The following is a 21581-nucleotide window of genomic DNA, read 5'->3' on the forward strand; positions in this document are numbered from 1 at the left end:
TCGAGAAGACCAGATCAGTCAACTACCCGAGTTCGCGTTCAGTTCACGCGCATCGCATCGGCAACGGGCTGCTTGCGTTCGAGCGCCATGCCGTCCTGACGGAACAGGTGCACGTGACGCTTCGAGAATCCCGCCTTGATCGACTGCCCTTCCACCGCCGAGGATTCTCCCGAGCCCTTCACCTGGATGACCCGTTCATCGGCAAGACGCACGTGCAGAAGTGTCTCGCTGCCGAGATGTTCGATGACCATCACCTCGCCCGCCAGCGCGCTATCGCAGTCGCTATTCGCCGACTCGTTCAGATGCTCGGGTCGCACACCGAGCACGAGCTTCTGACCCGGCTCGACGGCGTCGCCATTGCACGGCACATCGAGCGGCGCGCCGCCGGGCAGTTCGATCGTGACGCCCGTCTCGTCCCGCTTCTGCACGCGGACATCGAGAAAATTCATCTTCGGCGAACCGATGAAGCCCGCCACGAAACGATTGCGCGGCGTGCGGTACAGCTCGAGCGGCGAGCCGATCTGCTCGACTTCGCCGTGATTGAGCACGACGATCCGGTCGGCCATCGTCATCGCTTCCGTCTGGTCGTGCGTGACGTAGATCATCGTGGCGTTGAGCTGCTTGTGCAGTTTGATCAGTTCGAGGCGCATCTGCACGCGCAAGGCGGCGTCGAGGTTCGACAGCGGTTCGTCGAACAGAAACACCTTGGGCTCGCGCACGATCGACCGTCCGATCGCCACCCGTTGACGCTGGCCGCCCGACAATGCGCGCGGCCGGCGCTCCAGCAGTTGCCCGATCTGCAGGATGTCCGCTGCACGATGCACGCGCTCCTTGATCTGCGCCTCAGGCAGCTTGATCATGCGCAGCCCGAACGCGATGTTCTCGTACACGGACATATGCGGATACAGCGCGTACGACTGAAACACCATCGCCACACCGCGCTCAGATGGTTCGAGTTCCGTCACGTCTTCGCCTTCGATCACGACGCGGCCCGAATCGATCCGCTCGAGCCCCGCGATGCTGCGCAACAACGTCGACTTGCCACATCCGGATGGACCGACGAACACGAGAAATTCGTGTTCCTTCACATCGATATCGACGCCCTTCAGCACGTCGGTGCCTGCAAACGCTTTGCGAATCTGCTGCAAATGTACGGCGCTCATGCGTGTCTCCTGTCCCATGCAAGGTCGTACGGCGTCTTGCGCTGGTCTCATGCAAAGCAGTGGCTGCGTCGTGACGGGTGCACAACGTCGCGCGGCGAATCTGCGGCGAACTCGAATCGCACATGCCGCGGCGCACCATGCAGCACTTGACGATTTTCTTCTTGACAACAGGTGCGCGTCAAAATATACATTTGTAAAACGCAAATTACAAGTGAAACGACGAGGGCACGCCGTACGTTTTGCGACGCGTTGATACGCGTCGCCGCAATGACGATGAACGCCGCGGCATTTGCCGATGGTTCAAGAACAATCAAGGAGACGAACGATGAAGAAGCGCTTTCTGCAGCCTGCTGCCATAGCCTTGTCGCTTGCCACGGTATCGCTGCTCAGCGCTGCCAACGCGGGTGCATGGACACTGAAAGAGGCCGCGCAGCCGTACTCGGGCACCACCATCAAGGCGATCTTTCTCGATCGCCCCGGCTACAAGGCCGCGCAGAAACTCATTCCGCAGTTCGAAAAGGAAACGGGCATCAACGTGAAGTGGGAAGTGATCCCGTACGAGAACACGCGCGAGAAGGAAGTGCTCAACTTCGTCGGCGGCGGCGATCAGGACGTGGTGCTCGTCGACGTCGTGTGGATCGGTGAATTTGCAAGCAACAAGTGGCTCGTGCCCATCAAGACCTTCACCGACAACCCGAAGCTCGCCGATCCGAAGCTGAACCTGCCCGGCTTCTTCCCGATTCTGCTCGACTCGTTCGGCTCATGGGACAAGGTGACGTACGGCTTGCCGTTCGATAACTACTCGGGCCTGATGTTCTACAACAAATGCATGTTGAAGGACGCCGGCTTCAACGAGCCGCCGAAGACCTGGGATGAACTGCTCAACACCTATGCGCCAAAGCTGACGCAGGCCAGCAAGAACCAGTTCGCGTTCGCGCTGCAATCGCGGCGCGGCGAAACGCAGTCCGCGGACAGTTTCATGCGCGTGCTGTGGCCGAACGGCGGCTCGCTGCTCGACGCCAAATTCAAGTCGAACCTGATGTCGCCGCAATCGCAGGCGGGCCTCGAATACCGGCAGAAGCTGATGAAGTACATGCCGCCCGGCATCGTGGATTTCGATCACGCCGAAGCCGTCAACGCGCTCGCGCAAGGCCAGGTCGCGATGATCACCGAATGGTCCGCGTTCTATCCGACACTCACCGATCCCGCCAAATCGAAGATCGGCAACTGCCTTGCGATCACCACGGAACCGAAGGGTCCCGCCGGTCTGAAGCCCGCGCTCGGCGGTTTCTCGCTGGCCGTCAACGCGAAGTCGAATGCGAAGAAGCAGGCGGCCGCTTGGCTCTTCATCCAGTGGATCACGTCCGAAGAAATGGCCAAGCCCTATCTGGAAGCGGGCGGCGTCCCCGCGCGCACAGCCGTGTACCAGGACAAGGCGGTGCAGGACAAGTATCCGTTCGTGAAGCCGATGGTCGAGTCGTGGCAAGGCGGCGTGCCTGACTATCGTCCGCGCTTCCCGGAATGGCCGGCTGTGTCGGAAGTGATCGGCGAATGGGGCACCAAGATCATGCTGGGCCAGGTGTCGGTGAAAGACGGTGCGCAAACCATCGGCTCGAAGACAGAAGAGATATTGAACAAGGCGGGCTATTACAGCGGCAAGAAGCCTTTGCTGAAGTAACGGCAACGCACCGAAGGGAGCATCGATGTTGAACAGCACTGCTCGACCCGGTAACGGCATGACACCGGCAAGACCCCGCTCGCGGGTCCGCTTGCCGGGTTCGGCCGCGTTCTGGTTTCTGATTCCTGCGATCTTCACGCTGGCGGCAATCGGCATCTATCCGCTGCTGCTCGCGTTGTACAACTCGTTTCACCAGTACAAGCTCGCGGATCTGGCCTCGGGCACGCCGTTCATCTGGTTCGACAACTACATCGCGACGCTGAGCGACCCGTCGTTCTGGGGCGCGCTCGGCCGCACGGCGCTGTTCCTGTGCGTGACATTGCCGATTGAAGTTGCGCTCGGCCTGTTCGCCGCGCTGATGCTCCATCGCACGACGCTGCCGTGGATGCGCGCCATCGCGCGTGTCAGCCTGGTCATTCCGATGGCGACGACGTATGCCGTCGTCGGTCTGATCGGGCGGCTCATCTTCAACCGGCAGTTCGGCGTCGCGAACTATATCGGCGGTCTGGTCGGCATGCCACCGCAGGACTGGCTCGCCGATCCGACGCTTGCGTTCGTCTCGGTGATGATCATGGACATCTGGCAATGGACGCCGTTCTGCGCGCTGATTCTGCTGGCCGGCCTGACGATGGTGCCCAAAGAAGCCGAAGAAGCCGCGCGCCTCGAAACGCCCAGGTGGAGCAAGATCCTGTGGCATCTGCAACGGCCCTATCTGCTGCCCGGTCTCACGGCAATCCTGATCCTGCGTTCCGCCGACATGCTGAAGATGTTCGATGCCGTCTTCACCATGACGCGCGGCGGCCCAGGCACCGCGACGGAGTTCATCAGCGTGTATATCCAGCGCGTCGGTTTCCGCCTGTTCGATCAAGGCATGGCGTCCGCGCAGGCGATCCTGCTGCTGATCCTGACCATCGTGCTGTCGCGGCTCTATATCCGTTTCGTTTATCGGGAGGCCGCGTGAACGCACCTTCGACGCAACGCGCGAGCGGCGACGCCGCGCTGCCCGGCAACTCCGGCTTGACGGCGCGCGCACGCCGCGCTCGCGCGGCGCGGCGCACGGCGACCGGCTGGCATTTTCTGGGGCTGCTGGTCGTATTCCTGTCGTCCGTGTTTCCGTTCTACTGGATGGTGACGACGAGCCTGAAGAGCCAGGCGGAGGCGCTCGCCTATCCGCCCGTGTGGCTCTTCAAGCCGACCTTCGCGCATTACGTGGAAGCGCTGTTCACGCATGAAGTGGGCGGCAGCCTGATCAACTCGCTGATCATCGCCAGCAGCACGACGGTGCTGTCGATCCTGCTCGGCACGCCCGCCGCGTATGCGCTCGCGCGCTATGAATTCCGCGGCAAGGAAGACCTGTGGTTCTGGTTCATCTCGAACCGTATGGTCAGTCCTGTCGTCCTCGCCGTGCCCTTCTTCCTGATCGCGACCAAGCTCGATATCGTCGATACGCACATCGTGCTGATCCTGCTGTACATCACGTTTTCGCTGCCTATCGTGATCTGGATCTGCACGGACCAGTTTCGCAATATCCCCGTCGAACTCGACGAAGCTGCGCGGCTCGACGGCGCTTCGCCGTGGCGGATTTTCTGGCGCATCAATCTGCCGCTGGCGATGCCGGGTATCGTCGTGTCGGCGATCTTCGCTTTCATCTTTTCCTGGAACGACCTGCTCTACGCACTGGTGCTGACGCGCACCGACGCGATCACGTCGCCCGTCGCAGCCACCAGCTACATGAGCGGCTATGAGTTGCCGTGGGGCGAAATCATGGCGACGGGTACGCTGATCGTCCTGCCGATGGTCGTGTTCGCGTTGCTGGTTTCGGGCCGACTCGTGCAAGGGCTGACGATGGGCGCAGTGAAGTGACGCTCTGGTATAACCGCGTGTTGCTTTTCACTCGAACACAAAACGATACATGACCAAGACCGCCCCACCCGTCACGATGCCGGACGCCGATGTTGCCGTCGACGCCGAAGAAGAATTGCAGGCGCGCGTCGCCTGGCATTACTACATCGGCAACATGACGCAGCAGGAAATCGCGCATCGCATCGGCAGTAACCGCGTGCGCGTGAACCGGCTGCTCGCCGCGGGGCGCGAATCGGGCCTCGTGCAGATTACGATCAATAGCCGGATCGCGCCGTGCGTTGCGCTGGAGCAAGAGCTGGTCGAACGCTTCGAACTCGAATCCGCCGTGGTCGTGCCGACGGGCATCAACCCCGAGGCGAACATGGCCGCGCTCGGGATCGGCGCGGCGGGTTGCCTCGTCAAACGCATCACGGAAGCCGCGACGGTCGGCATCGGCTGGGGCCGCACGATACGCGCGGTGCTGCGCGCCATGCCGCAGCGCGCGTACGGCGCCCTCAACGCCGTGTCGCTGCAAGGCGGTCTGTCGCATTGCCCGAGCATCAACACGTTCGACATCGTCTCGGACTTCGCGAATCTCTGCCACGCCGACGGCTATCTCTTCGCGGCGCCCATTTACGTCGGCAGTCAGAAGGCGCGCGATCTGATCCTCCAGGAAGAAACCGTGCGCAGCACCTATGAGCTCGCGCGCAATGCCGATCTCGCGCTGCTGACCTGCGGCGACCTGACGGAATCGCTCGTCGTCACGTACGGCATCTCGAAGCCCGACGATCTGCGAACCTTGCGCAAGGCAGGCGCGATCGGCGACATGCTTGGCCATTTCATGGATGCGAACGGCGATCCCATCGATCATCCACTCAACCGCCGCACGGTCGCGATCTCGCTAGACGACCTGCGCAAGATCGAAGACGTGGTGCTGGTATCGGGTGGCACGAAGAAGTTTCATGTGACGCGCGCCGCCTTGCGAGGCCGCTATGCGTCGGTGCTCGTGACGGACGAAGACACGGCGCGCCGTCTGTGCGACGAACCTTAGGAAGCCGCCATGTCCACGCACGACGACTCTCGGCAATTCGACGGCAAGACGGTGCTCATCACCGGCGCGGGCAAAGGCATTGGCCGCGCGACGGCGCAACTGCTGGCACAGCGGGGCGCACGCGTGATTGCGCTGAGCCGCTCGGCCGACGACCTGCGAACGCTCGAAGACGAGATCGGCTGCACGACGCTATGCGCCGATCTCGCCGATGCAAGTGCGGCACGCAGCGCGGCGGACGCGGCGCAACCCGTCGATCTGCTAGTCAACTGCGCGGGCGTCGTCGAACTGCAACCGTTTCTCGACACGACCGTCGATGCCTTCGACACCATCATGGCCGTCAACGTGCGCGCCGCGATGATCGTCGCGCAGCAATGCGCGCGCAGCATGATCGGGCGCGGCGTGGCCGGCTCGATCGTCAATGTGTCGAGCCTGTCGGCGACTGTCGGCTTGCCGCTGCACGCGGCCTATTGCGCGTCGAAAGCCGCGCTCGACGGCCTCACGCGCGTGATGGCCGTCGAACTGGGTCCGCGCGGCATTCGCGTGAACACGGTCAACCCGGTCGTCACGATGACGCCGATGGCCGAGAAAGCATGGAGCGACCCACAGAAGTCCGCGCCGATGCTCGCGCGCATTCCGCTCGAGCGCTTCGTGCAGCCGCTCGAAGTGGCGCGCACGATCGCTTATCTGCTCAGTGACGAGTCGGCCATGGTGAACGGCGTGAGCCTCGCCGTGGACGGCGGTTTTCAGGCGGGCTGAGCACGCCGGGCAGGTTGCGCAGATCAATCTCTCTCTTGCGAAAGGAACGACGATGGAAGCATTGGTACTCGAAGGCGCACAACGCATCAGCCTGCGCCCGTTCAGCCTGCCGCAGACAGTCGGGCCGCGCGACGTGCGCATCCGCATCCATACGGTCGGCATTTGCGGCAGCGACATCCACTACTATCAGCACGGCCGCATCGGTCCGTTCGTCGTCAACGAGCCGATGGTGCTCGGGCACGAGGCGGCGGGCACTGTCGTGCAGGTCGGCGACGAAGTGACCCATCTGAAACCGGGTGATCGGGTCTGCATGGAACCCGGCGTGCCCGACATGGATTCGCGCGCATCGCGTGAAGGGCTCTACAACCTCGACCCGAAAGTGCGCTTCTGGGCGACGCCGCCCGTGCACGGCTGTCTCGCACCGTTCGTCGTGCATCCCGCTGCGTTCACTTTCAAGTTGCCCGACAACGTGAGCTTTGCCGAAGGCGCGATTGTCGAGCCGCTGTCGATCGGTCTGCAGGCCGCGAAGAAAGCGGCCATCAAGCCGGGCGACGTCGCTGTCGTGCTGGGCGCCGGCACGATCGGCATGATGTGCGTGCTCGCGGCGCTGGCGGGCGGATGCAGCCGCGTGATCGTCTGCGACATGGTGCCGGAGAAGCTCGCGTTGATAGGCGGCACGCCGGGTGTGACGGCCGTCAATATCCGCGAAGCGTCCGTGAAGGAAGTCGTACGGCGCGCGACGGACGACTGGGGCGCGAACATCGTGTTCGAAGCGAGCGGCAGCGAGAAGGCGTTCGATGGCATCGTCGATCTGCTGTGCCCCGGCGGCTGCCTGGTGCTGGTCGGCATGCCGCAGCATCCCGTGCCGATCGATATCGTCGCGTTGCAGATCAAGGAAGCGCGCGTCGAGTCCGTGTTCCGGTACGCGAATATCTTTCCGCGCGCGATTCAACTGATCGCGTCGGGACGCATCGACGTCAAGCCGTTCATTTCACGCTCGTTTGCTTTCGCAGACGGCATCAAGGCATTCGAAGAAGCGGCAAGCGGCAATCCGAACGACGTGAAGGTGCAGATCGTGATGGAGTGATGGTGCAAACGATGCGGCTTGCGCGTTTGCCAACGAAACCAGCGTGAGGTGCAGCATGAACGCGACCGAAGATGCAGCGTCGACCATGACGGCGATCGTTTGCCGTGCGCCGAAGGACTATCGCGTCGAACAGGTGGCGCGCCCGCGCGCCGGGCGTAACGAACTGGTGATACGCATTGCCGCGTGTGGCATTTGCGCGAGCGACTGCAAATGCTGGTCGGGCGCCAAGATGTTCTGGGGCGGCCCGAACCCGTGGGTCAAGGCGCCCGTCATTCCGGGCCACGAGTTCTTCGGCTATGTCGAGGAACTCGGTGAAGGCGCGGCGGAGCATTTCAATGTGCAGTTGGGCGACCGCGTGATCGCCGAACAGATCGTGCCCTGCGAGAAGTGCCGCTATTGCAGATCGGGCCAGTACTGGATGTGCGAGGTGCACAACATCTTCGGCTTCCAGCGGGAAGTCGCCGACGGCGGCATGGCCCAGTACATGCGCTTTCCGCCGACGGCCATCGTGCACAAGATCCCGCTTGGCGTATCGCTGGAAGATGCGGCCATCATCGAACCGCTCGCCTGCGCGATACACACCGTCAATCGCGGCGACATCCAGCTCGACGATGTCGTCGTGATCGCGGGCGCGGGACCGCTGGGCCTGATGATGGTGCAGGTCGCGCATCTGAAAACCCCGAAGAAACTGGTGGTGATCGATCTGGTCGACGAGCGTCTCGCGCTCGCGCGCGAATACGGCGCGGACGTGACGATCAATCCGAAGTCAGACGATGCACTCGGTGTTATCCGGTCATTGACCGATCAGTATGGCTGCGATGTGTATATCGAAACGACGGGCTCGCCGTCGGGCGTCACGCAAGGGCTGGATCTGATCCGCAAACTCGGGCGCTTCGTCGAATTCTCCGTATTCGGCAGCGACACGACGACGGACTGGTCGATCATCGGCGACCGCAAGGAACTCGACGTGCGCGGCGCGCATCTCGGCCCGTATTGCTACCCGATTGCCATTGATCTGCTCGCGCGTGGGCTCGTCACATCGAAAGGAATCGTCACGCATGGGTTTTCGCTGGAGCAATGGGACGAGGCGATCAAGGTCGCGAATTCGCTCGATTCGATCAAGGTTCTGATGAAGCCGAAGACCTGACATTCCGGGTGAGCGCAATGTGTTGCGCCTTCCTGGAACCCGCGGCGGCCAAAAGCATAGGTGTGTGATAGCGTTGACCCGAAAAGGACCGGGTAACGCGGGCTACGTCGATTCGCCCATTGGAAGATCACATGAAGAATTTGCAGATCCGTGCGTCACTGCCAGCGTTGGCGCTTTTGCTCGCTGGCTGTGCCGCAGGCGGCATGCCGGGAGGCGCAACGCATCTGAGCGCCAACCAGTGCCGCGACCTGACCGAGCTTCGAAACAATGCGCCCCTCAATCGCGAGCGCAACCTCAGCGAACTGGCCGCGCTCAGGCAGGCGGGTTACGACCCGTCACGGTGGTTCGATCCGTACTATCCGGAAGATCTGCAGGCTGCACAGGCCCAGGTCGATCGCTGGTATCACGATGAATGCCAACAGGCTCAAATGAAGTGATGACCGGTGCGGGAACCGCGCCAACTGACGCAGAGCATCGAAGCTGCGGTTTGCATTCAGGGCGACTACCGGGTACCTGACACCGCGTGACGAGGCTTTCGTTTGCCTGCTTTTCTTTGCCGCGGCGTACTCGCGATGACCGCCGCCAGGCGTCGAGCAGCGGCTCTCATCTGCTCGCTGCTGAACCCGCCAAAGCCAAGGACAAGGCCGGGACGTCCCGTCTGCGGTGCGAACATCGGCGACACCGCACGTACCGCGACGCCCTCCCTGGCGGCGCGCTCGACAACCTCCCGGTCGTCCAGCCCTTCTGCGAGCCAGAGTACGAGGTGCATCCCCTGATCGCCAGGCTCGATCCACGCGAGATCAGCGGGGAGCAACGCTTCGATCGTATCGATCAGTTGACGCCGATGTTCGGCGTAGACATTTCGAACCTTGCGTATGTGGCGCTCCAGATGTCCTTCCGCCATGAAGGCAGCGAGCACGTGCTGATCGGCAGTGGGCGGGTGGCGATCCATCAGCACGCGCGCACCGCAGAACGCATCGACGAGATTGCGCGGGACGATCAGATAGCCCAGTCTGAGGGACGGAAACAGAATCTTGCTGAACGTACCCAGATAGACCACGCGGTCAGGCGCCAATCCTTGAAGGGCTGGAAACGGATAGCCCTCGTAGCGTAGCTCGCTATCGTAATCGTCCTCGACGACCCAGGCATTGTTGCCGCGCGCCCACGCGAGCAGGGCCGTGCGCCGCGCCATGCTCAAGGGCATCCCCAAAGGATACTGATGGGACGGCGTCACGAATGCCGCGCGTGCATGCGGGGCCATGTTTATGCCAGCCTCGACATCGAGACCCTCGGCGTCGACAGGCACGCGGATCACGCTCTCGCGATAGCCTATGTTTTCCAGTATCGCGGTGACGCCGCGGTAAGCGGGGTTCTCCACCCATACCTGATCGCCCGGACCAAGCAGGACCTGACTCGCGAGAAAAAGCCCCTGTTGGGTGCCGCTGGTCACGATGACCTGGTCCGACTCACATCGCACGGAGCGAGACCTTCGCACATAGGCGGCGATCGCTTCGCGCAAGGGTAACGCGCCCGATGGATCGGCGTATCCCGTGGGCGCGCCCGGGCCTCTTGCGCGCACGCGGTTACCCAGGCGACGCCAGATATCGCCGGGTGCGGTCAAACCGACCGGGACAGATATCGCGAAGGGTATCGGCTCGAGCGGACGGAACTCGCGTGCAATCCGGGCGAGCGCCTGGGCGCGCTCGGGCAGCCCGGACTTCGTTGCCGGCTCCGGTATCGCCTCGGGCGCGCTGACCGACCGCGACTCCGTCAGCGCTTGCGCGACATGGGTTCCTGCTCCCGCTTTCGATTCCAGAAAGCCCTCGGCAAGCAATTGCTCGTAGGCCTCGATCACCGTTCCTCTTGCAACGTGAAGCGAAGCAGCGAGTGAACGCGATGACGGCAATGCGTCTCCGGCCCGGATGTGGCCCTTGCGCACCGCCTCCCGCAGCGCCTCGGCAATTTGACGGCTCAGATTGCCCGCCGTGCGATCAAGCGCTCCGAGGGAGGGCATGTCCGCGGCTCGCGCAGTTCTCGCCATAATTCTGGTTCACTATAAATTAAATAAACTGGTCCTTTAGGATAAACCACTTTTACAGCAAACTGGACGGATTGCAGTGACTCCAACCCATCGCCCCTAGCAGCCAGAGACAGCGTATGTACGTACCAGCCCACTTTGCCGAAACCCGAAAGGACGTTTTACATGCACGCATTGTCGAACACCCGTTTGGTACGTTGATCACCCACGGGAGCAGCGGACTAGACGCGAATCACATCCCGTTTGAACTTGCAGCAGAGGACGGTGAACTGGGTGTGCTGCGCGCGCATGTGGCGCGGGCCAACCCGGTGTGGCAGGAGGTCGCGAACGGCGACGAGGTGCTGGTCGTCTTCCATGCGGGCGACGCCTATATTTCTCCAAACTGGTATCCGAGCAAGCACGAACTGCACAAACAGGTGCCGACGTGGAATTACATGGTCGTGCATGCGCACGGCCGCATTACGATTCTCGATGATGAGCGCTACGTGCGAGGCGTAGTGGGACGACTCACGCGCACCCATGAGGCATCGGAACCGAAACCCTGGAAGATGGGCGACGCTCCGAAGGACTACGTGGATACGATGGTGAAAGCGATCGTCGGTATTCAGATCGAGGTCACGCGCCTCGTGGGCAAGAGCAAGCTCAGTCAGAACAAGGAGGCCCGGGATATCCAGGGCGCCGCCGAAGCTCTCAGGTCGAGTGGCGAATCCCAGCTTGCCGATGCAATGCTCGCGGGTGTTCCGACGAAGCAGCCATAGAGAGCGATCGGCGTCGCGGCGTACGCGCGCCAGTGTTCGTTCTGGCAACGCGTGACGCCATCGAAAGCCAAGCCTTACTGCACAGTGATGACTTCCTTCATGTTCGGATGGATGCCGCAAAACACGTTGTAGACACCCGGCTTGTCGAACTTGAATTGATAGGTGTCGTTCTGGTCCAGCGCGGCGGAACGAAACAGGCCGGAGTCGCTCACTACGGTATGCGGTTCGCCGTCGAGATTTTTCCAGGTCACCGTCGTACCCGCTTTGATCGTGGTGGACATCGGTGAAAACATGAAGTTCTTGATAAGCACCGCGTTGGCGTCCTGCGCCTGCGCGGCAGTCATTCCTGAAGTCAATGCCGCGACGATCATCCCGATTCCAACGGAGACAACCAGCGAGCGACGAAAGATGGCAGATAGCATGATCCTGTTCCTTGCTTGATCAGTGGAGGGTGATTGCAATCAGACGAGCGTCGCGTCGGAAAGCGTCGCCTTGAGCGGATGGCGCGAGATCTTGATGCTGGTCACGCCAAGCATGCTGGCGAGCTGATCGTCCGGCACCTTGAGCGGCATGGGCCCAGGGCCATTGCCAGCCGTCGGTTGCGGATAGGCAGTGGAACGCGCGGTGTGGAAAGTAATGTTCCCCTCCACCTTCGACACGATCTGATGGATATGTCCATTCAGTACCGTGACCGAACCGAACCGCCTCAGATAGTCCATCGCCCGGCCAGCGTCGCCCGTGCCCCATCCCCACGGCTCGTATATCGTCCACATCGGCATGTGTGCGAAGACAACGATCGGCGTGCTGGAAGAGCGCCCCTTCAGATCGTTTTCCAGCCATTCAAGCTGGTCGTCGCCGAGACTTCCCAAACCATTCGGCTTGAAGTGCATCACATTGACGAGCCCGATGAAGTGCACGCCGTTGTGGTCGAAGCTGTAGTACCCCTTGTTGTCCGAAGCCTTGCCGAAGCGCTTGAAGTATTCGGTTCCGGGGCCGTCGGTCACATCATGTTCTCCGGGTACCGTGTGAAGTTCCGTGATATTCAGCCCTGACATCAATTGAGCTGCGAGATCGAATTCCGACGCTTTCGAGAGATGAGTGATATCGCCCGTGTGTATCGTCAGTGCCGGCTTGACGGGCATCGCGTTGACGAAGTTGATGGTCTCCGTGAGCGTGCCGGCAACATCCGGATTGGCTTCCTTGTTGAAGCCGATATGCGAATCACTGATCTGAAGGAACAGCGGCACGCCCGAGGATACGGGCTTGCCAGTCGTACCGGCGGCGAGCGCCAGCTCGACGGGCGTGAGAATGCCGCCGGTCAGCATGAACAGAGTGCCAGCGCCGCCGTAGGCAAGGCATTTCAATGCGCCACGGCGCGACGGATTGGAAGGCGTATCAGATGACATGATGTGCTCTCGATTGGGGGTTCAGAAGGTATAGACCGCCGAATCACCCAGTGGACCTCCTCCGGCTGGGTTCAAGCACTAGACTGCTGTGTCCTCCGTTCTATTCCCAACACGTGAATTCCCATTGATGGCGCCATGTCGTTCGCTCATCCTTCGCGGCGCTGCGTCGACGTCGCATGCGAGTGCGGAATATCCAGCGCGTGCGTTCGGTCTAGCAGACAGGACACACGAAATGGGGAATTGAAATGGACATCATCGACCTGGCCCGTGAATCGGGATTGACAGTCATCCTCGATGGCAGAATCGGCCGCGAGGAATATCACAGCATATGCGGCTCGATTTCGGCGCTATCGCGATTCGCCGAATCGGTATGTCAATACGCAGCGCACCCGGATGACTGCGCGCCCTGTGCCGCGCAACGCTCGTTGCAGTCAGAAACGAGTCGCGTCGATGGCATGTCCCGCACATCGGCGAATTGAGGTTTCGGGTGCAATCCGTTCTGCGCCGTCTTCAGCTCGGGTCGGGCATCGTGTTGCTGACCTATCTCTTCCTCCATCTGATCAATCACGCGCTCGCTATCTGGTCACTGGACCTTGCCGGGCGCGGTCTGCAGGCGGCGCTGTGGCTCTGGCGCAGCATCCCTGGCACCCTCGTGCTGTACGGCGCGGCAACACTGCACTTTTCGCTCGCGTTGCACACGATTTACACGCGCCGCCAATGGACGCTACAGCCAGCAGAATGGATCCGCCTCTGGGCAGGGCTCAGCCTGCCGCTGCTGCTGATTCGCCACGCGGTGACGACCCGGCTTGCCTCCACGCTCTACGGCTTCGAGCCAAACTATGAGCGCGTCGTCATCACGCTGCTCTCGAGCGGCACGCAGGGACTGCAACTTGCGCTGCTTGCCCCCGGCTGGGTACATGGATGCCTCGGGTTGTGGTTCCGCTTGCGCCATCATCCTTCGGCGCAACGCCTGAAACCCGCATTGCTTACGTTCGCGATCCTCTTGCCGCTGCTGTCTGCGGCGGGTTTTTTCCGCATGATGCGAACCGTCGAGACAAAGAACTTCATTCTCCCGGCCGCCGATCCGAAGCTGGTTGCCCATCAACTCGCGCTGGATGCCTGGCGTCACGATCTCGTCGCCATCTACCTCGTGGTGACGATCTGCGCATTCGTTGCCGGTCAGATGCGCAACGGACTCGAACGGCAAAGACAGCAGAGGAATCGCTGATTTCCTGATACGTGACGGCACGACACGAAGTCCGGCAACTCGCGCCGCGTTCGGAAGCAGGGACGCCGCGACGACGACATCTCGCATGGCCGAATCGATACCAAAATTGTCGATGGAGACCGTATTTTCCGGTGCGCCAGGTTTGTACAGTGTCGCTCACCGCATGAGCGCTCACGCGGGCCTGCAGAACAAAGGCTAACCGCCAATCCCAAACCAACAGCAAACCCGGAGTCCACAGATGAACGAGCATGCCCACGTAGATGGGATTTATCCTTTCCCGGCTGCGATGCAGACGCGAACGATCGAAACCAACGGTGCATCCATCCATGTGCGGGTCGGCGGTCAGGGTCCAGCCGTCGTCATGCTGCACGGCTTCGGCACAACGGGCGACATGTGGGGGCATCTTGCGAGCGCACTCATCGAGGACCACATGATCATCGTGCCCGACCTGCGTGGCCTGGGGCTCTCGTCGAAACCCGACGGCGGCTACGACAAGAAGAACCAGGCGGCGGACGTAGTGGGCGTGCTCGACGCCCTGGGCGTGCACACGGCCGAGCTGGTGACGCACGACATCGGCATCATGGTCGGCTTCGCAGTTGCCGCCACCCACCCCGAGCGCGTGAACCGATGGGTCGCGATCGATGCACCGCTGCCCGGCGTCGGCCCCTGGGATCAGATCACGCAAGACCCGGCCATGTGGCACTTCGGCTTCGGTGGTCAGGATATGGAGCGCCTCGTCGCCGGCCGCGAGCGCATCTATCTCGACCGTTTCTGGAACGAACTTTCCCGGAACCCGAAGCGGTTCGATGAAGCGAAGCGCCAGCATTACGCAGCGCTCTATACGCAACCCGGCGCAATGCGAGCGAGCTTTGCACAGTTCCTGGCGTTCAGCCAGGATGCGGCCGACAACAGACGGTTTCTCGCGCAAGGCAAGCTTCAGATGCCGGTCCTGGCCCTGGGTGGCGAAGCTACGTTCGGCCCGATGATCGGCGCGGTGATCGGATGTGCCGCCGACGACGTCGAAAACGTGACCATCCCTGATTGCGGCCACTGGATCACGGAAGAACAGCCTGCCGCGACGACAAGACTCGTCGTCGACTTCCTGCGTCGCCGTTCATGAGTTAGCCAGCGTCACGTAGTGCGGCGCCGCGCGGCTGGGTCCAGTCGCGCCACAGCCCATCATCGACATTTTGGGAGTCTGATTTGAGCAAGCACCTGATTGCATCGTGTGTTCTCGCATTGATCGCTGGATCAGCGATGGCGGCCACGACCACTTATAACCTTGACCCGAGGCACACCTATCCAAGCTTCGAAGCTGATCACTTTGGCGGTATTTCGGTGTGGCGGGGCAAGTTCACAAAAAGCAGCGGCGTCGTGACGCTCGATCGCTCCGCAAAGACCGGCGTGATCGACGTGTCGATTGACACCGCGTCGATTGACACCGGTAATGCGCCACTCGATACGCGCGTGAAATCGGATGAATTTTTCGATGTCAGCAAGTATCCGACCGCGACATTCAAAAGTAGCGTGCTGCGCTTCGACGGCGACACGCCAGTCGAAGCATCGGGCGACTTCACGTTTCACGGGGTCACCAAACCACTGACGTTGAAGATCGATTCGTTCAAGTGTTTCATCAACCCGCTGATCAAGCGCGAAGTGTGCGGTGCGGAAGCCAGCGCGCAATTCGACCGCGCCGATTACGGCGTGACGTGGGGCACCCATTACGGTTTCAGGACGCTCACTCGCTTGCAGATTCAGGTTGAAGGCGTGAAGGCCGACTGAGCCGCAGACGGCTGTTTGCAACTTGCCAGATGAGCATCGCCAAATTGGTTGATGCGTGTCTGGCAAGCTTCGGACACTTCATCTACCAGCAGAAACAGAAGCCGCTTCCACCAAGGCCACAGCCCGCTCGCGTGCAGCCTGTCTCGCCGCGTGATCGACTTCGGGCCCAAGCAGCGTTTTCTCGACGACAACCGATTCGACGTCAGTGATGCCAACGGATCTCAGCCACGCTTCGATATAGGGCCGCTGGAAATCGAACGAATGGGCCGGTGTGCTCGAGTCGATCGAATAGTCGAGTCCTCTGGCATAGATCACGACCGCTTTCTTGTTTTTCAGCAGGCCCTGGAGCCCGCGCTCATCGAACGAAAACAGGATGTCTCGCTGCGACACGACATCGATGAAATGCTTCAGCTTGTACGGAATAGAGAAATTCCACAGTGGCACGGAGAGCAACAACGTATCCGCGTCGTGCAGCCGCTGCGCGAGGTGCCGGATGTCCGCCCACACCTGCTGCTGGGCGTCGCTGAGCGGCGTGCCGCTCAGGTCCGCGTATTTCGCATCGAGTGCATCGCCGTCGAATTCCGGCAAGTCAATCGACCACAGATCGAGCACGTCGATCGGATGATCCGGATGAGCGCCGCGATAAGCGTCCAGATAGGCGTGCGCAACGTCGAGAGACGCAGATCGCGTCTTGCGTGGTGACGATTCGATATGCAGCAAGGTCGGCATGGCAATACTCCAGGTGAGTGACTGCCGCCATCACAACATATTTCAATCTAAAATATAAACGAAGTATCACAGCCTTATTCAGTTCAATTCGCACTGTATTGGAAGGACCATGTTCGATACCGTTCTGCTGCGCTCCTTCGTGGCCGTCGTCCAGGAAGGCGGGTTCACGCACGCCGCGGCGCGCCTCAATCTGACGCAGTCCGCGGTTAGCGCGCATCTGCGACGTCTGGAAAAACAGACCGGCCGGGACCTGCTCGTGCGTACCACGCGCTCGGTGACGCTCACGCCGGACGGTGAGCTTCTGCTGGGCTACGCGCGCGCCATTCTCGCGCTCAACCATGATGCCCATGCGCAACTGCTTCGCGGGCCCAGCGAAGGTGCGATCCGGGTTGGCCTGTCCGAAGACCTCGCCAACGTCAGGCTGATGAATGTCATGCAGGCGTTCGCGGTGCGCTATCCGCGCATTGCCTTCAGCGTGAGGGTCGGCATTCCTGGCGAACTGCTGCAGGCGATGGACCGGGGCGAATTCGATGTGGTGATCGGCGGACGCTGCCACGATTCACGCCCCGGACGCGTGTTATGGCGAGAGCCGCTCGTGTGGGCTGGCGCGGAGTGGGCTTCGTTGACGTCCGGCGCGCCGGTGCCACTCGCGCTGTTCCCGGAACCCTGTCCGTATCGTGAGGCCGCCCTTTCCGCCCTCGCCCGCGCCGGCCTCGATTACCGGATCGCACTGGTGTGCTCGAGCGGCGCCGGCCTGTGCGCGGCTGCGCAAGCCGGCTTTGCGGTGACGCCGGTCGTGCATACCCAACTCGTGCACGGCTTGCGCGCGATCGCGCCGGATGCCGGCCTGCCGGCACTGCCCGATGTCGAGTTCACGATGTTCTCGATGCCGGGGGCATCGGCCAGCATCGCGGACGAACTAGGCAACGCGATCGTGCTTGCATTCGCGCACAAGGGATGACGCCGGGCGAACGCAACGCGTGCAGCCGAAGCGTCGCCACCGCGACTCACGACGCGCGCAACTCACGTACACCCTTCCCTATCCGCCGCCGCAGCAACGTTCGCAAAGTATGGCCGTCCGCATACCCGACCTGCTCGGCAATGCGCTCGACGGTGAGTTCGCTCGTCTGTAGCAGATGGACGGCGCGCTCGATCCGCAGATCCTGAATGTACTCGACGGGCGTTTTACCGAGAACCGCGTTCAGACGCCGCGTCAACGTCCGCTTGCTGGTCGCCAGTTCATCGACCACGACGTCGAGTGAAATGGCCGTACCGAGGTGTTGGCGCACCCAGCGGTCGAACCGCTCGACGAGCACATCCGAGTGTGAGAGCTGATCGGAGATCGCATAGGCAGACTGCGATAGTCGCGAGTCGAAGACGAGGTACCTTGCAACGAGCGCCGCCAATTCAGGGCTGTGGTTGCGGATCAACCATAGCGCGAGGTCGAGGTGGCTCAGGGCTGCCCCTGCCGTTATCGCACCGCCGCTGGGAACGACAATCCGGTGCGCGTCGAGGTGCACGTTCGGGTAGCGCTGCCGGAATAGCGGTGAAAGCCACCAGGTCGTCGTGGCATCGTAGCCGTCGAGCAAGCCGCTTTCAGCCAGCACGAACGTACCCGTGCATGCGGCTGCAACGCGCGCGCCATTGCTTCTCCACGACCGCAAAGCCCCCAGCGCATCGACCACATCGTCCCGCCCGAGTGCAGGCACGAGCGCGTCGGGCGTCGTGCGGTTGAGCGCGGGCAAGACGACCCAATCGGGCGCAGGGGTGTCGGGCACTTCGCGCACGGGAACTTGCAACCCCAACTCGGTACGGACCTGCGGGCGCATTCCCACCACGGTGATGTCGAAGCCCGCCGTAGCCACCCCCGTCGTGCGCGCGAGGCTGTTGGCCATCGTCAAGCTGTCGAGCACGGTAGTGAGCCCCGTATCGAACACCCCTTCGAGCGCAAGGACAAAAATTCGCATGGCAGCATTGATACCAAAATTGTCGAGCGCGGGCGTATTCGCCCGCGCGTTCCGTTTGTACAGTGTCGATCACCTCATGACCCCCTCATGCGGAGCACTGGAGAACAACGATGATCAAACACGCCTTGTTTGTCCGACTCGAAGCCAAACCGGGAAAGGAGCAGGCGGTCGCGAACTTCCTCGTCGACGGGCTCGAGATGGCCAATCGGGAGTCGACCACGCCAATCTGGTTCGCCCTCAAGCTGTCGCCGACGACGTTCGGCGTATTCGACGCTTTCGCGAGTGAAGCGGATCGCCAGGCACACCTGAACGGCAGTATCGCCAGTGCCCTGATGGCCTGCGCCGGCGAGATGCTGGCAAATCCTCCATCGATAGAAGCGATCGACGTTCTTGGCATGAAGAACCTGCTGGCGTGAGTGCCGGATGGCGTCCTGATTCAATCCCGTTCATATAGATGGAGCAGTTCGTGTCGATTCATTTCAAACCATACGTTTTGTTCGCTGCCCTTGCATTGTCTAGCGCGTCTTTCGCGCAGACGCCCGACGTCAAACCGGAACGGATTCGCGGCGATATCGTGTCGTTCAAAGGCGAATTGCTGACCGTACACCGGAAGAGCGGCGACACTGTATCGATCGATGTCAAACCGGACGTCGGCGTCTCGGCTCTCAAGCCCGCCAGGCTCTCCGACGCCAAAATCGGTTCGTATGTGGGAACACCGGCGCTGACGGGCAGCGATGGAAAATTGACGGCCACTTCGATGATCGTTTTTCCCGAGGCAGCGCGTGGTACAGCAGAAGGGCATTTCGCGTATGACTTCGGTCCCAACAGCACGATGACTAATGCAAACGTGGTGTCGGTTGTCACCGGCACCAGCGGCCGTGAATTGAATCTTTCATACAAGGGCGGTTCCAGCACAGTGACGGTGCCGGAGAACGTGCCCGTCGTGACGCCGGTTCCTGCGAGCAGAACGGATCTGACGGCAGGAAAGAAGGTGTTCCTCGTAGTGACGCCAGGCACTGGCGGTGTTTACGACGCGCATGTGCTTTTCGTTGAAAAGGACGGCATCGCGCCGCAGTTCTAACAGCAACGCTTCATCCCGATCATACAGCGATTCCAGTTTCCATCCATTCAATAATCCTAATTACTTTTGACATGTTCCCGACTCAAGGATTGACGATGCGTTTTCTCACGTTACGATCAGCAACGGCGCAGGCCGCCGCCGCACTTTGCCTGCTCGCCACTGCCGCTGCGCCCGCTTTTGCCGCACCGGTGAAGAATATCGTATTAGTCCACGGCGCATTCGCCGACGCCGCAGGCTGGCGTCCTGTGTACAACATTCTGACGAAGGATGGCTACCACGTCACACTGGTTCAGCAACCTCTGACATCGTTCAACGACGACGTGACTGCCACGAAACGCGTGCTCGATAGCCTCGATGGTCCGTGCGTGCTGGTCGGCCACAGCTACGCTGGGGCGATCATCAGTGAAGCCGGGAACGACGATCACGTGACGTCGCTGGTCTACATCGCCGCGCACGCGCTCGACGCGGGTGAAACCATCGGGGACAACGGCAAGAAGTATCCCGTCGGCCCGCTATCGATCGTCGCAACGCCGGATCATTTTGTTTACCTCAAGCCCACCGACTATCCGTCCCAGTTCGCACCCGACCTGCCTCGCGCGCAGGCCGAGTTCGAAGCGCATGCGCAGATACCGCTCGCGGTATCCGAGTTCTCCGCACAGGTTTCCGATCCGGCATGGAAAGCGAAGCCCAGCTGGTATATGGTCGCGAAGGCCGACAAGATCATCAGTCCCGACCTCGAACGCATGTACGCAGAGCGCGCGCACGCGAATACGGTCGAGATCAATGGTGCAAGCCATGCGGTGTTCGAATCCCATCCGAGGGAAGTCGCCGCACTGATCGAACAGGCAGCGCAGCGGTCTGGTCAGTGACGGAGCGTTCTTCGGCGCTTACCGCCGGCCTGACGCCATATGGGCGGTTAGAAAGGCCGATCAGGCAGGCGTGAACGCGGCCGCATGGCGCCGAGCGAACTCGGCGGCGGAAATCGGCGCGCGACCGACTAACTGCTCGAAGGTGTGGGTCATGCGGTCGTAGCGGTTGTCGCGATGCAACTGAGCCATAACGATCAGGTGCGCGACCAGATGAGCCGGCTGTTTGGCCTCCTGGAGCCGGGCTTCCCAGATCTGCGGCGGCACGTTGACGTATCGGATGGTGCGGCCCAGTGCGCCGCTGAACTCCTGTGCGAGCGCGGCCATCGTCAGCGACTGGGGGCCGGTCAGTTCGTAGACCTTGCTGATGTGTGGCTCCGGGTTGGCCAGCACAGCAGCAACGGCGGCACCCACGTCGGCGGCGGCGATCGGAGAGGTCTTGCCGTCAGCGAACGGCAGGCGGATAGCGTTGTCGTCCCGGATCCCCTGGGCCGCCGGCAGGAACAAGCCTTCGAAGAAAGCGGTTGGACGCAGGTAAACCACCGGCAGGCCGGACCAGCGCAGCACCTGCTCTGCGAGCCAGTGCTGCTTCTGTTGCGGGCTGCCGGTGGTCTCTGTCTCGCTCATTTGCGACAGCGTCATCTGCGACAGATTGACGAAGGCCTTCACACCCAGGCTTTTCGCTGTGACCGCGACGTTGGTGGTCGCTTCCAGGAAGTTGGGCGAAACCGACATCGTGAAATACACCACTGAGCAGCCTTGCATGGCCGCACGCACCGCGACGATGTCGAGCATGTCGGCGACCACGACTTCGGCGCCCAGATCACGCAACGTGTCGGCGCGCGCGTCCAGCTTGCGCACCATGGCGCGTACGCGATGGCCTTGCTCCAGCAGGATGGCGATAGCTGCGCGCGCGGTCGAGCCGACGCTGCCGGCGGCACCAGTGACGAGGATGGTTTCTTGGGACAAGATTCTCTTCCTTGTGTTCGTGAGAAAGATGAA

Annotated in this window: 24 protein-coding genes; 17 read left to right on the plus strand and 7 right to left on the minus strand. The window is 61.6% G+C overall.

All coding sequences use genetic code 11. The features are described 5' to 3' along the window. Positions 1-38: 38 nt before the first annotated feature. A complete protein-coding gene (locus tag PPGU16_RS22095) occupies positions 39-1163 on the minus strand; it encodes an ABC transporter ATP-binding protein (RefSeq protein WP_180724944.1) in 1125 nt (374 codons plus the stop codon). A gap of 325 nt (positions 1164-1488) precedes the next feature. Between PPGU16_RS22095 and PPGU16_RS22100 the strand changes: the two genes are divergently transcribed. The 8 genes from PPGU16_RS22100 to PPGU16_RS22135 all read left to right on the plus strand — a co-directional run bounded on the left by PPGU16_RS22100 (position 1489) and on the right by PPGU16_RS22135 (position 9161). Next, positions 1489-2841, plus strand: coding sequence for an ABC transporter substrate-binding protein (locus PPGU16_RS22100; RefSeq protein WP_180724946.1), 1353 nt, complete (start codon positions 1489-1491; stop codon positions 2839-2841). Positions 2842-2866: 25 nt separating this feature from the next. Continuing rightward, on the plus strand, positions 2867-3802 hold the full coding sequence (locus PPGU16_RS22105) for a carbohydrate ABC transporter permease (RefSeq protein ID WP_224028648.1): 936 nt from the start codon (positions 2867-2869) through the stop codon (positions 3800-3802). Then, positions 3799-4704: a carbohydrate ABC transporter permease gene (locus PPGU16_RS22110; RefSeq protein ID WP_180724948.1), complete on the plus strand. Its 906-nt coding sequence runs from the start codon at positions 3799-3801 to the stop codon at positions 4702-4704. Before PPGU16_RS22105 ends, PPGU16_RS22110 begins: the two co-directional genes overlap by 4 nt. Before the next feature lie 49 nt (positions 4705-4753). Next, the gene (locus tag PPGU16_RS22115; protein ID WP_180724950.1) at positions 4754-5734 is read left to right on the plus strand and encodes a sugar-binding transcriptional regulator; all 981 of its coding nucleotides are present in this window, start codon (positions 4754-4756) and stop codon (positions 5732-5734) included. 9 nt (positions 5735-5743) lie between these two features. Continuing rightward, entirely contained in the window at positions 5744-6490 is a 747-nt protein-coding gene (locus PPGU16_RS22120) for an SDR family oxidoreductase (protein ID WP_180724952.1), read from the plus strand. 52 nt (positions 6491-6542) lie between these two features. After that, positions 6543-7577: an NAD(P)-dependent alcohol dehydrogenase gene (locus tag PPGU16_RS22125; RefSeq protein WP_180724954.1), complete on the plus strand. Its 1035-nt coding sequence runs from the start codon at positions 6543-6545 to the stop codon at positions 7575-7577. A 55-nt stretch (positions 7578-7632) separates the two neighbouring features. Further along, a complete protein-coding gene (locus PPGU16_RS22130) occupies positions 7633-8724 on the plus strand; it encodes an alcohol dehydrogenase catalytic domain-containing protein (protein ID WP_180724956.1) in 1092 nt (363 codons plus the stop codon). 131 nt (positions 8725-8855) lie between these two features. Next, complete coding sequence (locus PPGU16_RS22135) at positions 8856-9161, plus strand: DUF4148 domain-containing protein (RefSeq protein ID WP_180724958.1); 306 nt, start codon at positions 8856-8858, stop codon at positions 9159-9161. Between the two features lie 65 nt (positions 9162-9226). Here the strand turns inward: PPGU16_RS22135 and pdxR are convergent, their stop codons facing one another. After that, positions 9227-10765, minus strand: coding sequence for a MocR-like pyridoxine biosynthesis transcription factor PdxR (gene pdxR / locus PPGU16_RS22140; protein WP_180724960.1), 1539 nt, complete (start codon positions 10763-10765; stop codon positions 9227-9229). A 116-nt stretch (positions 10766-10881) separates the two neighbouring features. Between pdxR and PPGU16_RS22145 the strand changes: the two genes are divergently transcribed. Further along, the gene (locus PPGU16_RS22145; RefSeq protein WP_180724961.1) at positions 10882-11520 is read left to right on the plus strand and encodes an FMN-binding negative transcriptional regulator; all 639 of its coding nucleotides are present in this window, start codon (positions 10882-10884) and stop codon (positions 11518-11520) included. Positions 11521-11594: 74 nt separating this feature from the next. Here PPGU16_RS22145 and PPGU16_RS22150 read toward each other — a convergent pair whose 3' ends face one another. After that, complete coding sequence (locus tag PPGU16_RS22150; RefSeq protein ID WP_180724963.1) at positions 11595-11942, minus strand: cupredoxin domain-containing protein; 348 nt, start codon at positions 11940-11942, stop codon at positions 11595-11597. Positions 11943-11981: 39 nt separating this feature from the next. Further along, positions 11982-12926: a metallophosphoesterase family protein gene (locus PPGU16_RS22155; RefSeq protein WP_180724965.1), complete on the minus strand. Its 945-nt coding sequence runs from the start codon at positions 12924-12926 to the stop codon at positions 11982-11984. 245 nt (positions 12927-13171) lie between these two features. Here PPGU16_RS22155 and PPGU16_RS22160 point away from each other — a divergent pair, with 245 nt between their 5' ends. The 4 genes from PPGU16_RS22160 (at position 13172) to PPGU16_RS22175 (ending at position 15936) form a co-directional block, all read left to right on the plus strand. Continuing rightward, positions 13172-13405, plus strand: coding sequence for a hypothetical protein (locus PPGU16_RS22160; RefSeq protein WP_180722664.1), 234 nt, complete (start codon positions 13172-13174; stop codon positions 13403-13405). An 8-nt stretch (positions 13406-13413) separates the two neighbouring features. Further along, complete coding sequence (locus tag PPGU16_RS22165; RefSeq protein ID WP_238268589.1) at positions 13414-14154, plus strand: hypothetical protein; 741 nt, start codon at positions 13414-13416, stop codon at positions 14152-14154. Between the two features lie 361 nt (positions 14155-14515). Continuing rightward, entirely contained in the window at positions 14516-15274 is a 759-nt protein-coding gene (locus tag PPGU16_RS22170) for an alpha/beta fold hydrolase (protein WP_243460654.1), read from the plus strand. Positions 15275-15411: 137 nt separating this feature from the next. Continuing rightward, entirely contained in the window at positions 15412-15936 is a 525-nt protein-coding gene (locus PPGU16_RS22175) for a YceI family protein (RefSeq protein ID WP_224028656.1), read from the plus strand. A 78-nt stretch (positions 15937-16014) separates the two neighbouring features. Here the strand turns inward: PPGU16_RS22175 and PPGU16_RS22180 are convergent, their stop codons facing one another. Then, complete coding sequence (locus PPGU16_RS22180; RefSeq protein ID WP_180724973.1) at positions 16015-16665, minus strand: FMN-dependent NADH-azoreductase; 651 nt, start codon at positions 16663-16665, stop codon at positions 16015-16017. Positions 16666-16774: 109 nt separating this feature from the next. Between PPGU16_RS22180 and PPGU16_RS22185 the strand changes: the two genes are divergently transcribed. Beyond that, complete coding sequence (locus PPGU16_RS22185; RefSeq protein WP_180724975.1) at positions 16775-17626, plus strand: LysR substrate-binding domain-containing protein; 852 nt, start codon at positions 16775-16777, stop codon at positions 17624-17626. A gap of 46 nt (positions 17627-17672) precedes the next feature. On the opposite strand, the gene PPGU16_RS22190 is transcribed toward PPGU16_RS22185, so the two are convergent. Continuing rightward, the gene (locus tag PPGU16_RS22190; protein WP_180724977.1) at positions 17673-18632 is read right to left on the minus strand and encodes a GlxA family transcriptional regulator; all 960 of its coding nucleotides are present in this window, start codon (positions 18630-18632) and stop codon (positions 17673-17675) included. Between the two features lie 110 nt (positions 18633-18742). Between PPGU16_RS22190 and PPGU16_RS22195 the strand changes: the two genes are divergently transcribed. The 3 genes from PPGU16_RS22195 to PPGU16_RS22205 all read left to right on the plus strand — a co-directional run bounded on the left by PPGU16_RS22195 (position 18743) and on the right by PPGU16_RS22205 (position 20582). Beyond that, entirely contained in the window at positions 18743-19048 is a 306-nt protein-coding gene (locus tag PPGU16_RS22195) for a putative quinol monooxygenase (RefSeq protein ID WP_180724978.1), read from the plus strand. A gap of 50 nt (positions 19049-19098) precedes the next feature. After that, positions 19099-19713 carry a hypothetical protein gene (locus tag PPGU16_RS22200; RefSeq protein ID WP_243460655.1) on the plus strand — a complete coding sequence of 205 codons (615 nt, stop codon included), beginning with the start codon at positions 19099-19101 and terminating at the stop codon, positions 19711-19713. 95 nt (positions 19714-19808) lie between these two features. Beyond that, positions 19809-20582 (plus strand): alpha/beta fold hydrolase, encoded by a 774-nt coding sequence (locus PPGU16_RS22205; protein ID WP_180724981.1) that lies wholly within the window; start codon positions 19809-19811, stop codon positions 20580-20582. Positions 20583-20642: 60 nt separating this feature from the next. Here the strand turns inward: PPGU16_RS22205 and PPGU16_RS22210 are convergent, their stop codons facing one another. Continuing rightward, the gene (locus PPGU16_RS22210) at positions 20643-21548 is read right to left on the minus strand and encodes an NmrA family NAD(P)-binding protein (RefSeq protein WP_243460656.1); all 906 of its coding nucleotides are present in this window, start codon (positions 21546-21548) and stop codon (positions 20643-20645) included. Positions 21549-21581: the final 33 nt, after the last annotated feature.

It is taken from the genome of Paraburkholderia largidicola, assembly GCF_013426895.1.
Classification (GTDB): domain Bacteria; phylum Pseudomonadota; class Gammaproteobacteria; order Burkholderiales; family Burkholderiaceae; genus Paraburkholderia; species Paraburkholderia largidicola.

Coding starts and splice junctions, on each gene's coding strand:
- PPGU16_RS22155 (WP_180724965.1), bottom strand. CDS start 12,926: ATGTCATCTGATACGCCTTCCAATCCGTCGCGCCGTGGCGCATTGAAA.
- PPGU16_RS22190 (WP_180724977.1), bottom strand. CDS start 18,632: ATGCGAATTTTTGTCCTTGCGCTCGAAGGGGTGTTCGATACGGGGCTC.
- PPGU16_RS22120 (WP_180724952.1), top strand. CDS start 5,744: ATGTCCACGCACGACGACTCTCGGCAATTCGACGGCAAGACGGTGCTC.
- PPGU16_RS22170 (WP_243460654.1), top strand. CDS start 14,516: ATGCTGCACGGCTTCGGCACAACGGGCGACATGTGGGGGCATCTTGCG.
- PPGU16_RS22195 (WP_180724978.1), top strand. CDS start 18,743: ATGATCAAACACGCCTTGTTTGTCCGACTCGAAGCCAAACCGGGAAAG.
- PPGU16_RS22150 (WP_180724963.1), bottom strand. CDS start 11,942: ATGCTATCTGCCATCTTTCGTCGCTCGCTGGTTGTCTCCGTTGGAATC.
- PPGU16_RS22125 (WP_180724954.1), top strand. CDS start 6,543: ATGGAAGCATTGGTACTCGAAGGCGCACAACGCATCAGCCTGCGCCCG.
- PPGU16_RS22185 (WP_180724975.1), top strand. CDS start 16,775: ATGTTCGATACCGTTCTGCTGCGCTCCTTCGTGGCCGTCGTCCAGGAA.
- PPGU16_RS22175 (WP_224028656.1), top strand. CDS start 15,412: ATGGCGGCCACGACCACTTATAACCTTGACCCGAGGCACACCTATCCA.
- PPGU16_RS22115 (WP_180724950.1), top strand. CDS start 4,754: ATGACCAAGACCGCCCCACCCGTCACGATGCCGGACGCCGATGTTGCC.
- PPGU16_RS22180 (WP_180724973.1), bottom strand. CDS start 16,665: ATGCCGACCTTGCTGCATATCGAATCGTCACCACGCAAGACGCGATCT.
- PPGU16_RS22160 (WP_180722664.1), top strand. CDS start 13,172: ATGGACATCATCGACCTGGCCCGTGAATCGGGATTGACAGTCATCCTC.
- PPGU16_RS22100 (WP_180724946.1), top strand. CDS start 1,489: ATGAAGAAGCGCTTTCTGCAGCCTGCTGCCATAGCCTTGTCGCTTGCC.
- PPGU16_RS22095 (WP_180724944.1), bottom strand. CDS start 1,163: ATGAGCGCCGTACATTTGCAGCAGATTCGCAAAGCGTTTGCAGGCACC.
- PPGU16_RS22205 (WP_180724981.1), top strand. CDS start 19,809: ATGCGTTTTCTCACGTTACGATCAGCAACGGCGCAGGCCGCCGCCGCA.
- PPGU16_RS22145 (WP_180724961.1), top strand. CDS start 10,882: ATGTACGTACCAGCCCACTTTGCCGAAACCCGAAAGGACGTTTTACAT.
- PPGU16_RS22130 (WP_180724956.1), top strand. CDS start 7,633: ATGAACGCGACCGAAGATGCAGCGTCGACCATGACGGCGATCGTTTGC.
- pdxR (WP_180724960.1), bottom strand. CDS start 10,765: ATGGCGAGAACTGCGCGAGCCGCGGACATGCCCTCCCTCGGAGCGCTT.
- PPGU16_RS22135 (WP_180724958.1), top strand. CDS start 8,856: ATGAAGAATTTGCAGATCCGTGCGTCACTGCCAGCGTTGGCGCTTTTG.
- PPGU16_RS22105 (WP_224028648.1), top strand. CDS start 2,867: ATGTTGAACAGCACTGCTCGACCCGGTAACGGCATGACACCGGCAAGA.